Consider the following 16,002-nt stretch of genomic DNA (forward strand, 5'->3'; position numbering starts at 1 on the left):
TCTATTTCCGCTAGTTTGTCACGGCAGCTTCACTTTTATCCTCCCTTGTCTTCAATCCTTTAAATGACCGTTTCAACAAAAGGAATTGTTCCATTTCATTAACAAAATGAAGCAGTGCGGCCCTCGCTTCGAACTCTTCCCTTGTTTTAGGAAGCTCCATATTCTCAAACTCCGTTTTCATCCTCATTAATTTTTCCAGGTAAATAAGAACGGTATTACCAGGATGAATCCCTTTCGACAGCGACTCGATAAACTCAGCGACAATATTAGCCTGTTCCACATGCTTTGGAATAGAAGTGATGGAAGGAAGAACTCTTTCAATGATTTCAAATTGCTTTTCCCTGATTTTAAAATATTGATAATATAAATTTTCATCTCTTAAAAAATGATTTTCTACATCCTGGATGGCAAGTGCCTTTGCCTTCTCAATCAGCCTTGCAGTTTCGGTCAGCTCCCGGCCATCCCAGCTAGAATTCTGATTTTTAAGGTATAGGGCGATTTCACTGAAAATCTTTTTAAAATGAGCTTCAATTCCTCTCTGGTACTCTTCCAGCTTATTATCGACACTAGGCATATACAAATTCATGATCAATGCGACACCAATCCCAATCGTAATGATCCCCAGCTCGTTCAATAAAAGTTCTCCAGTAAACTTTTCAGCAGAGTAGATATGCATGATGATGACACTGCTAGAAACCACGCCTTCCTTTGCCTTAAACATGACAACGGTCGGAATGAAAAATAACAATAACAGTCCGATGACAATCGGATGGTAAGCAATCCCCTCAAAAAATACCGCCGAGAAGGCCATCGCTATTATACAGGCCAGGAACCGATGCCATGAAGCCTGCAGTGAGCGTTTCTTTGTCACCTGGATACAAAGAATCGTCAAGATACCCGCAGACACATAATTTTCAAAGCCAAGGTACTGGGCAATGATGATTGAAATCGCCGTCCCCAGCGCTGTTTTCAACGTCCGATAACCAATTCTGAATTTCACATTCTATTCTCCTATCAAAAAACTTTATATCCCAGCATATCTACAGCGAGACACTTTTGAATCTATCCATTTAGACGATTCGCAAACAAATAAAAAGATGATCATACCTTCAAGATATGATCACCCATTAGTTTATCAGATACGTCATGCTTTATAAAAGCTGCGCGTGTGTCTTATAACATTTTTTCTAAGAACTCTTTTGCCCTGCTGCTTTTTGGGCTGCTGAAGAACTCTGCTGGAGGAGCATCTTCAACAAGTACTCCTCCGTCAAGGAACAGCACGCGATCCGCAACTTCACGGGCAAAACCCATTTCGTGGGTAACGATGGCCATCGTCATGCCTGTATGTGCCAGCGACTTCATTACTTCAAGAACTTCTTTGACCATTTCAGGATCAAGGGCGGAGGTTGGCTCATCAAATAGCATGACTTCCGGGTCCATCGCAAGCGCTCTGGCAATTGCTACACGCTGTTTTTGACCGCCTGACAGTCTGTTTGGATATTCATGTGCTTTTTCGGAAAGACCGACCTTTTTAAGAAGCTCTATTCCGTGGCTTTCAGCTTCTGCCTTCGACAATCCTTTAACCTTGATTGGCGCGTATGTGATGTTTTGCAATACGGTCATATGCGGAAAGAGGTGAAAGTGCTGGAACACCATCCCGACATTTTCACGTACTTTCATGATATTGGTTTTCTTATCAGTAATCTCATCCTCATCAATCAAGACTCGCCCGCTTGTTGGCTGCTCAAGTAGATTCAAACAGCGGAGGAAAGTCGATTTCCCTGAACCGGATGGGCCGATGATGGCAACTACCTCACCAGATTCTATAGTAGTAGATATGCCTTTTAGCACCTCAAGCTTGCCAAAAGATTTGTGTAGGCCGTGTACTTTAATCACTTTGTCTCAATCTCCTTTCCACTACCTTGCCAATCATTGTCAAGGAGATGACCAATACGTAATAAATGAGTCCAGCAAAAATCAGCGGTTCAAAAAACCTGTATTGATCTCCGCCGACAATATATGACCTGCGCATAATATCATCCACCGCAATGACGGTCACAATCGCCGATTCCTTTGTAAGTGTAATAAATTCATTCATCAATGCCGGCAGGATGTTTTTCATCGCCTGAGGCAAGATGATGTCACGCATCATTCTCTCTCCAGGAACGCCCAGTGCCATTGCCGCTTCTTTTTGCCCTTTATCGACAGCTAAAATTCCTGCCCTGATGATTTCTGAAATATAGGCTGCCGAGTTTAAAGAGAATGATGCTACAGCAGCTGTATACGAAGCAATCTCGAATCCAATAAGCTGCGGCAGCCCATAATAGATGATCATCAATTGGAGGATTAACGGGGTTCCACGGAAAATCGATGTATAGGCATCCGCAAACCAATTAAGTGCTTTGGATTTACTGATTTTGAAGATTGCCAGAACAATTCCGAATGCAAAGCCTAACAGCCCTGCTACAAGTACTATTTTCAAAGTGACGCCGATTCCCTTCAGTATATATGGCAATGAAGGAAGGATGGCGGTAAAATCAAGATTCATAGTCTTAACAGCCCTCTCTATCTATTTCATGAAGGAGAAAGGCGCCCAGAAGACATAAGCATTCTGAACGCCTGTTTTACACCTTACTTTTCTCCGCCAAACCACTTAACAATCAACTTATCTACTTCTCCATTTTCCATTTTTTCTTTAAGAACCTTGTTAAACTCTTCCGTCAACTTGCTTCCTTTAGGAAAGGCGATCGCTGAACCAGCTTCTTCTTCGTTTCCTTCTTCAATCGTAAAGCCAGCAAGATCAGCATTATTCTTGAAATATCCCTCAGCTACTGTATCTTCGATAATTGCTGCATCAATACGTCCAGCTTTGATTTCCTGAACCAGTTCAGGAATTCTTGTACGTTTCTCAATCTTGATTTCCATTGTTTCAGCGATTTTTTCAGCTTCTTCTTCCTGAATAGAAGAAAGCTGGACACCAATAGTCTTTCCATTTAGATCTTCGATTGATTTAATGTTGCTGTCTTTTGCCGAAACAATCATATGATTCGCAGTATAGTAAACATCGGTGAAGTCAACGTTCTCTTTACGCTCAGGCGTTGGAGTCATGCCTGCCATGACAAAGTCAACGCGCTCAGCCTGAAGTGCACCAATAAGTCCGCTAAAATCCATATCCTTGATTTCTACTTCATAGCCTAATTCATTTGCAATCAGATTTGCTAAGTCTACGTCAAAACCAATGATTTCATCACTTGTAGCTGTTTCTACGTATTCAAATGGCGGATAATCAGCTGAAGTACCCATCTTAAGAACTTTCTTTTCCTCTCCGCCGGCGCCTGAGGTTTTTTCAGTGCTTGTCCCACATGCAGCGAGAACTCCCATTAATAAAATGCCCATCATTAAAACTGAAATTGCCTTTTTCATTTGTTGTTTTCCCCCTATAATGTCCATTCTGTAGTTTTATACAACATTATTAATATATTAGCTATAAACCTATTGAATATCTGTATATTAACTAATATTTATTAACTAAATTGTATTTTAACACATATTAATAAATATGCAATAATATTTTTAAATATAAATAACCTGAATTTTTCCCATAAAAAAAGAACCCCGGCAAACCAGGATTCTTCAGTACTTACAATTCTTCGCAATATTCTTCGAATGCATTTTGCAGTTTGTTTACGACTTGCATAGGATCGTGCCCTTCGATTTCATGGCGTTCGACCATTGTGCAAAGTTTCCCGTCCTTCAGCAATGCGAAAGATGGGGATGATGGCGGATAGCCAGTGAAATAGCTTCGTGCTTTTTCTGTCGCTTCCTTATCCTGGCCGGCGAAAACCGTCACAAGATGATCTGGACGCTTATCATAGTGAACAGCATGTGCTGCTGCAGGACGGGCAATACCTCCGGCGCAACCGCAAACTGAGTTTACCATAACAAGTGTTGTGCCTTCTTTAGCCAATGCTTGCTCTACTTCCTCACTCGTTGTTAATTCTGTATATCCAGCTGCCCCAATTTCCTGGCGAGCCTGACGGACTACATCATTCATGAAAAAATTGAAATCCATGCTCATCGATACATCTCTCCTCTGCTGTATAGTAACTAGTACATAAATATATGATACCAATTAAAATAAATTTTTCAAAGTATGTTTAACTCTTATGAATTTCGGGAAAGGTAACAATACAGCTAGATCCATACCCCTAAACTCCCTAGATGAAGGACAACGGAACATTCCGTTGTCCGCTTTTTTTGTAGAGTTTTCCAGTTCAGGAACACATCTGGAAGATTCCAAAAGGACCTTAGAATAGGAATGAAGAAAAGCTGTCCATTGCCGGACAGCTTAATTTTTATCTCCAAAAAAAGCTCTAAATAACTCCTCGACACCTGAAGCTACTGGCTTGTTTCCCGAAATGACTTCATTTTCCACCTTAGGAAGCAGGTTCTTTATTGCTGCGTGATGAAAGAAATTTGCCTGAAGCTGATCGATGATCATATCATTCAGCCACTCTTTTGTCTGAAATCTCCTTCTCTCAGAAAAGATTCCACTTTGTTTCGTAAAACTTTCAAAGTCAGAAATAGTATTCCAGATTTCATCAATTCCTTTGTTCTGTAATGCTGAACTTGTCATGGCAGCCGTCTGCCAGCCTTTTGTTGCAGGCTGCAGAAAATGGAGGATCCGATTGTACTCTTCTTTGGTCTTTTTGGCTGTTTGCTCATTTGGACCATCTGCCTTATTCACTATGACCGCATCTGCAAGCTCCATGATTCCTTTCTTCATCCCCTGAAGTTCATCGCCAGCACCTGTCAGGACAAGGAGCATGAAGAAATCGACCATATCCCTGACGATGACCTCACTCTGCCCAACACCAACCGTTTCAACCAGGATGACATCGAACCCTGCTGCTTCACATAATAGCATCGTTTCGCGTGTTTTACGGTGGACACCGCCAAGTTTTCCTCCAGAAGGTGATGGACGGATGAATGCCCTCGGATTACGCGCAAGCTTTTCCATCCTCGTCTTATCGCCAAGAATACTGCCTCCAGTCAAGCTGGAGGTAGGGTCCACCGCCAGAACTGCAACCTTATGACCCAGGTCACATAAATAGGTGCCAAAGCTCTCGATAAAAGTACTCTTGCCAGCTCCCGGCACACCAGTGATGCCAATTCTGATGGAGTGCCCAGAGTCAGTCAAAAGCCGCTGTAAAAGGGATTGGGCCGATTGAAAGTCATGCTCCGCATTGCTTTCAATCAATGTGATTCCTTTTGCCAGCGCTGTCCTGTCCCCTGCTTTGATGTCTTTAGCAAGCGAAGCTGGATCCAGTTTGCGTAAATTCTTTTTTTTAACGAAACGCCCGGCTTTTGCAGCCGGCTTTTCGGCATTTCCGCTCGACACTCCAGGCTTCACTACACTTGAAAACGAATCAGCCTTTTCGGGATCGAACCATTCCGGCTTTTTCTCATCAGCCATTAGCTAGACACTTCCTCATAGCCCAGACGCTCATAAATAGTCCGTAAAACCTTCTGTGCCGCAACAGGAATGACCGTTCCAGGCCCAAAAATCGCACTTGCTCCATTATCATACAAGAATTGATAATCCTGAGCCGGGATGACCCCGCCGACAATCACGACAATATCTTCGCGACCTAATTTTTTCAGCTCTTTCACTAGCTGTGGCAGCAATGTTTTATGCCCTGCTGCCAAAGAGCTGATCCCGATGGCATGGACATCATTTTCAACTGCCTGAATCGCTGTTTCTTCAGGCGTTTGGAAAAGTGGACCAATATCCACATCAAATCCTAAATCAGCGAAAGCGGTTGAAATGACCTTTGCTCCGCGGTCATGTCCATCCTGTCCCATTTTCGCAATCATGATGCGCGGCCTGCGTCCTTCATTTTCAAGAAACTCCTGTGTCATTTGTTGGACTTCGGCAATTTCCTCACCATTTGTGAAGGCTGTGCTGTATACTCCGCTGACTGACCGGATGACCGCTTTGTGCCTTCCAGCCGCTTTTTCGATTGCATCTGAAATTTCCCCAAGTGTCGCCCTTGCGCGAGCGGCCCTAACTGCATATTCCAGAAGGTTGCCTTCGCCTGTTTCTGCCACCCTGGCTAAATCATTTAAAGCTTCTTCAGCTTTTTCATCATCACGCTTTTCTTTCAGCTGCTTTAACCTTTCAAGCTGTTTCGCACGAACGGCTGTATTATCAATATCGAGGATTTCCAGAGGATCTTCCTGATCCAGCTTATATTTATTCACGCCGATGATCGTTTCTTTTCCAGAGTCAATCTGAGCCTGTCTCCTTGCCGCAGCTTCTTCGATGCGCATTTTTGGAAGACCGGTTTCAATTGCTTTCGCCATCCCGCCAAGACCTTCAATTTCTTCGATATGCTCCCAGGCACGCTCGATGAGTGAATTGGTCAGGCTTTCAACATAGTAACTCCCTGCCCACGGATCGATTACCTTTGTAATCCCGGTTTCTTCCTGAAGAAATAGTTGTGTATTACGGGCGATGCGCGCTGAAAAATCAGTTGGCAGCGCAATCGCTTCATCAAGTGCATTCGTGTGCAATGATTGGGTATGTCCCATGGCTGCTGCATGTGCTTCAATTAATGTGCGGATGACATTATTGTATGGATCCTGCTCAGTAAGACTCCAACCTGAGGTTTGCGAATGAGTCCTCAAGGCCATCGACTTTTCATTTTTCGGATTGAATGTTTTAATCATTTTTGCCCAGATAAAGCGGGCAGCCCTCATTTTGGCTACTTCCATGAAATAGTTCATGCCGATCGCCCAGAAGAAGCTTAAGCGTGGTGCGAATGAATCAATATCGATGCCAGCCTTTAGGCCGGTTCTCACATATTCAAGACCATCCGCGAGCGTGTACGCCAATTCGATATCCGCGGGTGCACCAGCTTCCTGCATATGATAGCCTGATATACTGATGGAGTTGAATTTTGGCATATATTTGGAAGTGTACTCAAAAATATCGGCAATGATTTTCATCGACATTTCCGGCGGGTAAATGTACGTATTCCTGACCATATACTCCTTCAGGATGTCATTTTGAATCGTCCCCGATAATTGATCCTGTGTCACACCCTGTTCCTCAGCCGTCACGATGAAAAAAGCCATGATCGGCAGGACAGCACCATTCATTGTCATGGATACAGACATTTGGTCGAGCGGGATCCCGTCGAATAAAATTTTCATATCTAAAATAGAATCAATTGCAACTCCTGCTTTCCCGACGTCTCCCTCGACGCGAGGATGATCGGAATCATAGCCCCGGTGTGTTGCCAGGTCAAAGGCAACAGACAAACCTTTTTGCCCCATTGCAAGATTTCGCCTGTAGAATGCGTTGCTTTCTTCCGCAGTAGAAAACCCTGCATATTGCCTTACCGTCCAAGGCCTGTTCACATACATCGCTGGATACGGTCCCCTTGTAAAAGGAGGGAGGCCAGGCATTCCTTCCATATGTTCCGAAGCGGTTACATCTTCTTTTGTGTACACTGGTTTAACTTTGATTTGCTCATTCGTTTCAAATAACAGATCATCGATGTTTTGCTGAATATCGTGATCCACTTTTTCCTTGCTGACTTCCTTTTCCTCAGCAAACAAACGTACTTTTGTAAAGTCAGGCTTTTGCATTTGCGCCAACCTCCATTTCCTGAAGCATAGCTGTTAGAGTCTGTATTGCATTGCTTCTTACATGCAGGAACTCAATAATTCCGGAAGTTTTCCATTCGCTTTGTTTCTCGTCTGGGAAACCTGCCAGGTAAAGCTTGAAATTGTGCTCCCTTGTAATCTCCTGCGCCAGCTCTGGCCCAAAAGAATTGTAGGCAGACTGATCGCCGCAAATAACAAACTGACGTGCTTTCGACGAGTTAATAAACTGAATCGCTGCTGAAATGGTGTCCAACTCGCCGCTTCTTTCAGCATGAATCCCACCCGCTGACAACAAGCCGGATATGAAATCTGCTCTTGCCTTATGCTTCTTCAGCTCCCCCAGGCAAATTAGGCCGACAATAGGGTCCACACCCTTTTTCTCAAGTTTCATAGCTTTGAACCTCATTTCTTCATAAGGCTCAGCTAATCTTTTTAATTTTAACGGTGTAAAGCTTGGTTTCACCTCTTTAAAATTATCTTTGAGAGAGCTCTCAGACGCAATTTTACCTATGACGGCATCAAGGGAGTCGATCATATAATCTCTTTGTATCTCTTGGATAACAGGTTCACTGATATCATCCGATAGGTTTGCATAAACGTTTGTTCCTATCATGCTCTTTTTACGTGTAGCAATCTCTTGTTCGCGATTTTCAGCAGTCTGCGCAATCTGCTCCTGAAGCCAGCCTGATTTCAGCACTTCATAAATCCCGCCCTTGCGATCCACCTCGAGGAATAGCTCCCAGGCTTTCTCTGCCAGTTCCTTTGTCAATGACTCGACATACCAGGAACCTCCTGCAGGGTCGGCTACTTTTTCAAGATGCGCTTCAGATTTAAGCACCAGTTGCGTATTTCGAGCAACCCTTTCGGAAAAAAGATTCGCAGATCCTGCTGGCTCGTCAAAGCTTCCCGTATGAAGGTACTGAATTCCACCTAAAACGGCAGCAAATGCCTCGTTTCCGGCTCTGAGCATATTCACATATGGATCAAAAATCGTTTTTGTGAACTTTGAGGTTTCAGCGGATAGGACCATTTTCCGGTCTTCCTTTTCTGCGCCGAAAGCTTCTGCAGTTCTACTCCACAAAAGCCTGGCAGCTCTAAGCTTGGCCGTTTCCATGAAGAAGTTTGATCCAATCGCAAAATGGAATACGATCTTTGATAACGCTTTCTTTAATTCCCATCCGTTGTCAAGCAACTTTTGGAGAAGATAAACTCCGGTAGAAACAGCAATAGCCAATTCCTTCACTGCATTAGCGCCGCTGTTATGGTATGGGACGGTATTGACCAGTACTGTCTTTACTTCTGGTAATTGCTGTGCTGCCTCTTCAAGTACCTTTGACCATTCTGTAAAAAATTCATTTTCCTCCATTGGGAGTCCACCAATCAAACTTGCTTCCGCAACAGGATCTGCTGCAGCAAAACCTGATAGTTCTTCAGCGCCGCCCGCTTCCTTTTTGGCGATTGCCAAAGCTGCGAGCAATGGTGTCTGGAGCAATCCAGCGTCCAAGCTTAATGGATACTTATTTTTATAGGAAGAGATGAAAGACACCAATGCACGATTATCCGAAAATAACTCCGGCTTTACATCAAAGGAAATGGCTGTTTGTCCCTTTGACAGTGCGTTATCGAGTTTCCCTTTCAGCTCTTCAACATTGCAGTAAAAGACGCGGTTTGCTATATGCCAGGACTCCGACTGATATCCAAGAGAATGGATGCCTCTTCTATAATCCGGCTGACCAGGCAGTTCTCCGGCCAGTCCATCTGGAAGATCCCCTTTTGTATAAAGTGGTTTAAGCGTTATATCCTCATATGTATTCGTATAAAGTGAATCAATTGGCTTGCCTTTTAAAGAAGCAGCAGCTTTTTCCTGCCAACCTTCAAAAGTTGCATCTTTGAACGAGGTAGCTTTCATATTTTCAATCGTCATAAACCTTACTGTCCATAGTTCAGACAGCTTTCCCCCCTTCACCAAAAATTGTAGTAAAATTCTAATTTTTATACTCTTCTATATTTTAGTATACGATTCCTTTTCTAGCAACGAAGGACGTTTTCATAAGATGGCAGATTAAAAACGAAAACGCCCAGAGATTTTCTGGACGTTTTACAGTTATTAATAAATAGATGTTGTCTCTTTTGACGTATTCTCAAGGATCTCTTTAACCCTTGCAAGGAAACGGCCACAAACCAGGCCATCCAGTACACGGTGATCAAGAGAAAGACAGAGGTTCACCATATCACGAACAGCGATCATGCCGTTGTTCATCACTACAGGGCGCTTAACGATCGATTCTACCTGGAGAATCGCTGCCTGTGGGTAATTGATGATTCCCATTGATTGAACGGAACCGAAAGAACCTGTGTTGTTGACAGTGAAGGTTCCGCCCTGCATCTCCTCGGAGCGAAGCTTGCCTGTGCGCACCTTTTGAGCAAGTTCATTGATTTCACGGCCAATGCCTTTGATTGTTTTTTCATCTGCATTCTTGATGACAGGTACGAAAAGTGCATCATCAGTCGCGACTGCTATGGAAATATTGATATCTTTTTTCTGGATGATCTTATCGCCAGCCCACATGGAATTGATTTGCGGGAATTCCTTCAATGCCTGGGCAACTGCCTTCACGAAGAAAGCAAAGAAAGTAAGATTGAAACCTTCTTTTTTCTTGAAATCATCCTTTAGTCCATTCCTGTACTCTACAAGACTCGTAACATCCACCTCTACCATCGTCCATGCGTGCGGAGCCTCATGCTTGCTGCGCAGCATGTTCGCGGCAATCGCTTTGCGAACGCCAGTCACTGGGATTTCAATGTCACCAGCAGCAACTGGGACAGACGGAGCAGGTGCTGCTGGCTTTGTTTGTGCTGCAGGCTGTGCAGGTGCAGATTGAACCTGCGCTGATTCTTTAGGTGCTTCGGTCTGTGAAGAAGCTTGAGGAATATTACCGGATTCAATCATTTGCTTAAGATCCTTACGTGTAATCCTTCCGCCAGCTCCACTTCCCTTGACCAGGGTTAAGTCGATATTATTTTCCTGAGCCAGCTTCAATACTGCAGGTGAATATCTAGCCTTGCTGCCTTCATCCGCTGAAGGTGCTTGTGCTGGAGTTGCACTTGCACTTGCATTTGATGGAGATGAAGAAGCTGCATCAGCTGCTGGTGCTTCTTCAGAAGCTCCGCCTTCGATTTCAATTGTGCAGATAATTTCCCCAACTGCCAATGTATCCCCTTCACCTGCAATCAATTCTTTGATTGTACCCGAAAATGAAGATGGTACTTCAGCATTTACTTTGTCGGTCATGACTTCTGCGAGTGGATCATACTTATTTACTTTGTCCCCAACGGAAACCAGCCACTTGCTGATTGTCCCCTCAGTTACACTCTCACCTAATTGAGGCATTTTGATTTGTTCGATTGCCACAGATTGACCCTCCTTCTCCATCATTCTATATCCAATGTGACTATGTTAAAATTCGGCAAGTTCTCTCATTGCTTTTTCAACTTTATCAGGATTGATCATGAAATATTTCTCCATTGTTGGAGCATAAGGCATTGCTGGCACATCCGGTCCTGCCAGTCTCTTGATTGGTGCGTCCAATTCAAACAGGCAATGTTCTGCGATGATTGCAGATACCTCACTCATGATGCTGCCTTCTTTGTTGTCTTCAGTCACAAGAAGGACCTTACCTGTTTTAGAAGCAGCCTCGATAATTGCTTCCTTATCCAATGGATAGACAGTACGAAGATCAAGGATATGAGCAGAAATTCCGTCTTTTGCAAGCCTTTCAGCTGCCTGCAGTGCAAAGTGGACCGCAAGACCGTAAGTGATGACGGTGATATCCTCGCCTTCACGCTTTACGTCAGCTTTGCCGATTGGAAGAACATAATCATCTTCAGGAACTTCGCCTTTGATCAATCGGTAGGCACGCTTGTGCTCAAAGAACAACACCGGATCTTCATCTCTGATTGCTGCTTTCAATAATCCTTTTACATCATAAGGAGTTGAAGGCATGACAATTTTCAAGCCGGGCTGATTCGCAAACACAGCCTCAACAGACTGGGAATGATAAAGGGCACCGTGTACACCGCCGCCATAAGGAGCGCGGATGACCATCGGACAGCTCCAGTCATTGTTTGAACGGTAACGGATTCTTGCTGCCTCAGAAATGATCTGGTTTACAGCCGGCATTATGAAATCTGCGAATTGCATTTCGGCGATTGGACGCATGCCGTACATTGCAGCACCAATTCCAACCCCTGCGATCGCTGATTCTGCAAGCGGAGCATCAATAACGCGATCTTCTCCAAACTTCTCAAACAAACCTTGTGTCGCTTTAAATACCCCGCCTTTTTTTCCAACATCTTCACCGAGGACAAAAACTCTCGGATCTCTTTCCATCTCTTCTTTGATTGCCAATGTCACTGCATCTATATAAGAAATTACCGCCATTTTCGTTCCCCCTTACTCTTCAGCATATACGTATTTCAGAGCATGTTCAGGCTCCGCATACGGTGCATTTTCAGCATAATCAGTTGCTTCATTAACCAGCTTCATGATTCGATCGTTGATTTCCTTTTCACTTTCATCATTCATGATGCCATTTTCCTTCAAATAAGCGCCGAAGGTAATGATAGGGTCCTTCGTTTTTGCCTGTGCAACTTCATCTGGCGCACGGTAGCTTCTGTCGTCATCATCTGATGAGTGTGGAGTCAGGCGGTAGGATACAGCCTCGACAAGAGTCGGCCCTTCACCACGGCGTCCTCGCTCAGCCGCTTCCTTGACCACTTTATAAACTTCTAATGGATCATTTCCATCAACAGTGACTCCTGGCATGCCATAACCGATAGCACGGTCGGAAACCTTCTCGGCTGCAACTTGCCTCTCGTAAGGAATGGAAATCGCATATTTATTGTTCTCAACCATGAAAATGACAGGAAGCTTATGGACTCCCGCAAAGTTTGCACCCTCATGAAAATCACCCTGGTTGGATGAACCTTCTCCAAACGTAACGAATGTTACTAAGTCCTTCTTCTCCATTTTACCTGCAAGAGCGATTCCAACAGCATGAGGTACCTGTGTTGTTACTGGTGAAGAACCTGTAACAATCCTATTCTTCTTTTGACCGAAGTGTCCAGGCATCTGGCGCCCACCAGAGTTCGGGTCTTCCGCTTTGGCAAAACCGGAAAGCATCAGGTCTTTTGCAGTCATGCCAAAAGTTAAGACCACTCCCATGTCACGGTAGTATGGAAGTACATAATCCTTTTCACGATCCAGAGCAAAAGCAGCTCCTACCTGTGCCGCTTCCTGTCCCTGACAGGAAATGACAAACGGAATTTTCCCGGCACGGTTCAATAGCCACATCCGCTCATCCAGCCGGCGGGCCAACAGCATTGTTTCATACATTTCCAAAACCTTTTCATCACTTAAGCCAAGTGCAGCGTGACGATTTTCTGCCATCTTTATACCTCCCAATTGTTCGTACTAGGCTCTTTTCCAGGGAAAAGAGCTCTTGTGTATAAAATAGAAATTAAGAATGGATTGCTTTGCCATCCACTGCCAGGGCAGCTTCACCAATTGCCTCGGACAAAGTCGGGTGAGGATGGATGGTATGGGCAATTTCCCATGGTGTAGCATCTAAAACCTTTGCAAGTCCCGCTTCTGAAATCATATCCGTGACATGCGGGCCGATCATATGGACACCAAGTATATCATTGGTTTCCTTGTCAGCTACGATTTTCACAAAACCATCGGATTCACCATATACAAGCGCTTTTCCGATTGCCTTGAAGGAGAATTTGCCTATCTTCACATCGTGACCTTTTTCTTTTGCTTCATCTTCAGTCAGTCCAACGCTGGCCGCCTCTGGCGAGCTGTAAATACATTTTGAGACGAGCGTATAGTCGATTGGATGTGGATTTTGATTGTCAATGTGCTCAACTGCGACAATTCCTTCATGTGATGCCACGTGCGCTAGCTGTAAACCGCCAATCACATCGCCAATTGCATAGATGTGAGATTCTTTTGTCTGGAAAAACTCGTTTGTCTTGATGAAACCTCTTTCCAGCTGAATTTCTGTATTCTCAAGGCCAATTCCTTCTACATTTGCCTGGCGCCCAACAGAGACAAGCAATTTTTCAGCAGTGAATTCTTTCGTTTCGCCTTTAACCTCTGCGCTGATCGTGACACCATTGCCTTTTTGCAGGGTCTCTGATAAGACTTTTGCGTTCGTTACGATCTTCACGCCTTTTTTCTTCATTGCGCGCTGCATTTCTCTTGAAACTTCCTTGTCCTCGGTTGGAACAATACGGTCTGCATACTCAATTACAGTGACAGCAGATCCAAAGTCAGCAAGCATGGAAGCCCATTCGATGCCAATTACACCACCGCCGACGATAATGATTGACTTAGGAAGATCCTCCATCACAAGTGCTTCATCTGACGTCATCACATATTGGCCATCTGCTTCAAGACCAGGCAATGTCCTTGGTCTTGATCCTGTTGCAACGATGACATTCTTAGGAATCAGCATTTCATTTTCCTCGCCATTGTTCATTTCAACAGAAATGGTTCCTGGCATAGGTGAGAAGATGGATGGACCCAGGATTCTTCCCAGACCTTCATAAACATCGATTTTCCCTTGTTTCATCAGGTGCTGTACACCGCGGTGCAGCTGCTCGACGATTTTTTCTTTTCTTTCCTGAACCTTTACAAAATTGACGCCAACTTCACCTGTCGTCACGCCAAATTCTTCGCTTTTCTTTGCGGTAGCATATACCTCAGCACTGCGAAGCAACGCCTTGCTTGGGATACAGCCTTTATGCAGACATGTTCCGCCAAGCTTTCCTTTTTCAACAATGGCAGTTTTCAAGCCAAGCTGAGAAGCTTTGATTGCTGCTACGTATCCGCCTGTACCGCCTCCAAGAATGACCAAATCATATTCTTGAGCCATCTGGATCCCTCCTCTATATATGGTTTAACATTATTTATTTGATTGCTGAATTCCGCACCAGCCTCTGGCTGGTCCTATTAGCACAGCCATTCTTATCTGCCCGGATATTCTTTTACTTTTTCTTCATCGCGCAGGATGCGGAGGGCGCCTTCAGCAAGAGCCTGCAGTTCGTTTTCCCCCGGATGGACAATAACGTCCGCGATCCAATTAATTCGTTCAGAGATTTCCTGGACGAACTCTTTGCCGTAAGCAAGCCCGCCAGTCAGTACAATCGCGTCCACTTTCCCAGCAAGGACCGCACTAGCTGAACCGATTTCCTTTGCTACCTGGTAAGCCATCGCTTCGTATATAAGCTTTGCCTTAGCATTTCCTTGCTTGATCATTTTTTCGACCTTAACTGCATCATTCGTCCCAAGGTATCCTACAAGGCCGCCCTGGCCGACTAGTTTTTTCATTATTTCTTCGCGGAAATAATCACCGGAAAAACATAGCTGAACTAGGTCACCCGCTGGTACAGTACCTGCACGTTCTGGACTGAATGGGCCATCGCCATGCAGACCGTTATTCACATCAACAACTCTTCCCATTTTATGGGCACCAACAGTGATACCGCCGCCAAGATGGGTAATAATCAAGTTCAGCTCTTCATACTTTTTACCCAACTCTTTCGAAACCCTGCGGGCGACTGCCTTTTGGTTCAATGCATGAAAAATGCTTTTTCGTTCAATGAGCGAGAATCCCGATACACGCGCAACCGGATCAAGTTCATCGACCACGACCGGGTCGACGATAAAGGAGGGGATATTCAAACCTGATGCAATTTCATATGCTAGAATACCTCCCAGATTTGAAGCATGCTGGCCTGAATAACCTGCTCGCAGGTCATCAAGCATCTTATTATTCACTGCATATGTTCCGCCTTCGATTGGCCGTAAAAGCCCGCCGCGCCCACAAACAGCACTCAATTTTGAAATGTTGATCCCTTCAGTATCAAGCGTTTCAAGTATCGTATTCTTCCTGAATTCGTATTGGTCGATGATGGTTTCATAGGAGTTGATGACAGCTGAATCATGACGGATCGTTTTTTCAAAAACGGAAACCTCATTGTCAAATACTCCAATTTTCGTTGATGTAGATCCTGGATTGATAACTAGAATCCGATGTTCTGTTTGTTGCACAGTTAAACCTCCAATTTGCTCGCGGAATGCAAAAATCCGCAATACGTCAGTAGCATTTAGGAAACAGCAGAGGCGCCGAAACAAATATTCAGCGCTCTCTGCGGAACCTTTTAAAGGCTGTTTTCGTATTCATTGTTGCAATTTGTATAACTCAACCCCATTATTATTGACTTCGAGGCTTTGCCCTACCCTTGATAAACATTTCTTAC

At 44.3% G+C, this 16,002-nt stretch carries 13 protein-coding genes; all 13 read right to left on the reverse strand.

Annotated elements, in window-relative coordinates; translation table 11 throughout:
• Positions 1-10: 10 nt before the first annotated feature.
• The gene (locus tag AC0VX7_RS16350; protein WP_475425062.1) at positions 11-1,000 is read right to left on the reverse strand and encodes an aromatic acid exporter family protein; all 990 of its coding nucleotides are present in this window, start codon (positions 998-1,000) and stop codon (positions 11-13) included.
• 173 nt (positions 1,001-1,173) lie between these two features.
• Positions 1,174-1,896: an amino acid ABC transporter ATP-binding protein gene (locus AC0VX7_RS16355; RefSeq protein WP_475425063.1), complete on the reverse strand. Its 723-nt coding sequence runs from the start codon at positions 1,894-1,896 to the stop codon at positions 1,174-1,176.
• Positions 1,889-2,548 (reverse strand): amino acid ABC transporter permease, encoded by a 660-nt coding sequence (locus AC0VX7_RS16360; protein ID WP_475425064.1) that lies wholly within the window; start codon positions 2,546-2,548, stop codon positions 1,889-1,891. The genes AC0VX7_RS16355 and AC0VX7_RS16360 overlap by 8 nt, the downstream gene beginning before the upstream one ends.
• 83 nt (positions 2,549-2,631) lie before the next feature.
• Positions 2,632-3,423 (reverse strand): transporter substrate-binding domain-containing protein, encoded by a 792-nt coding sequence (locus AC0VX7_RS16365; protein ID WP_475425065.1) that lies wholly within the window; start codon positions 3,421-3,423, stop codon positions 2,632-2,634.
• 217 nt (positions 3,424-3,640) lie between these two features.
• Positions 3,641-4,078, reverse strand: a complete 438-nt coding sequence (locus AC0VX7_RS16370) for a BrxA/BrxB family bacilliredoxin (RefSeq protein WP_475425066.1) — start codon at positions 4,076-4,078, stop codon at positions 3,641-3,643.
• 270 nt (positions 4,079-4,348) lie between these two features.
• Positions 4,349-5,476 (reverse strand): methylmalonyl Co-A mutase-associated GTPase MeaB, encoded by a 1,128-nt coding sequence (gene meaB / locus AC0VX7_RS16375; RefSeq protein ID WP_475425067.1) that lies wholly within the window; start codon positions 5,474-5,476, stop codon positions 4,349-4,351.
• Positions 5,476-7,656: a methylmalonyl-CoA mutase gene (scpA, locus tag AC0VX7_RS16380; RefSeq protein ID WP_475425068.1), complete on the reverse strand. Its 2,181-nt coding sequence runs from the start codon at positions 7,654-7,656 to the stop codon at positions 5,476-5,478. Before scpA ends, meaB begins: the two co-directional genes overlap by 1 nt.
• Positions 7,643-9,598, reverse strand: a complete 1,956-nt coding sequence (locus AC0VX7_RS16385) for a methylmalonyl-CoA mutase subunit beta (protein WP_475425069.1) — start codon at positions 9,596-9,598, stop codon at positions 7,643-7,645. Before AC0VX7_RS16385 ends, scpA begins: the two co-directional genes overlap by 14 nt.
• Positions 9,599-9,781: 183 nt before the next feature.
• Positions 9,782-11,086 (reverse strand): dihydrolipoamide acetyltransferase family protein, encoded by a 1,305-nt coding sequence (locus AC0VX7_RS16390; protein WP_475425070.1) that lies wholly within the window; start codon positions 11,084-11,086, stop codon positions 9,782-9,784.
• A gap of 45 nt (positions 11,087-11,131) precedes the next feature.
• The gene (locus AC0VX7_RS16395) at positions 11,132-12,115 is read right to left on the reverse strand and encodes an alpha-ketoacid dehydrogenase subunit beta (protein ID WP_214906953.1); all 984 of its coding nucleotides are present in this window, start codon (positions 12,113-12,115) and stop codon (positions 11,132-11,134) included.
• Positions 12,116-12,127: 12 nt separating this feature from the next.
• Entirely contained in the window at positions 12,128-13,123 is a 996-nt protein-coding gene (locus tag AC0VX7_RS16400; RefSeq protein ID WP_214906955.1) for a thiamine pyrophosphate-dependent dehydrogenase E1 component subunit alpha, read from the reverse strand.
• Between the two features lie 70 nt (positions 13,124-13,193).
• The gene (lpdA, locus tag AC0VX7_RS16405) at positions 13,194-14,615 is read right to left on the reverse strand and encodes a dihydrolipoyl dehydrogenase (RefSeq protein WP_475425071.1); all 1,422 of its coding nucleotides are present in this window, start codon (positions 14,613-14,615) and stop codon (positions 13,194-13,196) included.
• A 92-nt stretch (positions 14,616-14,707) separates the two neighbouring features.
• On the reverse strand, positions 14,708-15,793 hold the full coding sequence (gene buk, locus AC0VX7_RS16410) for a butyrate kinase (RefSeq protein ID WP_475425072.1): 1,086 nt from the start codon (positions 15,791-15,793) through the stop codon (positions 14,708-14,710).
• Positions 15,794-16,002: the final 209 nt, after the last annotated feature.

The organism is Mesobacillus sp. QJM3NY_10, from assembly GCF_056173465.1.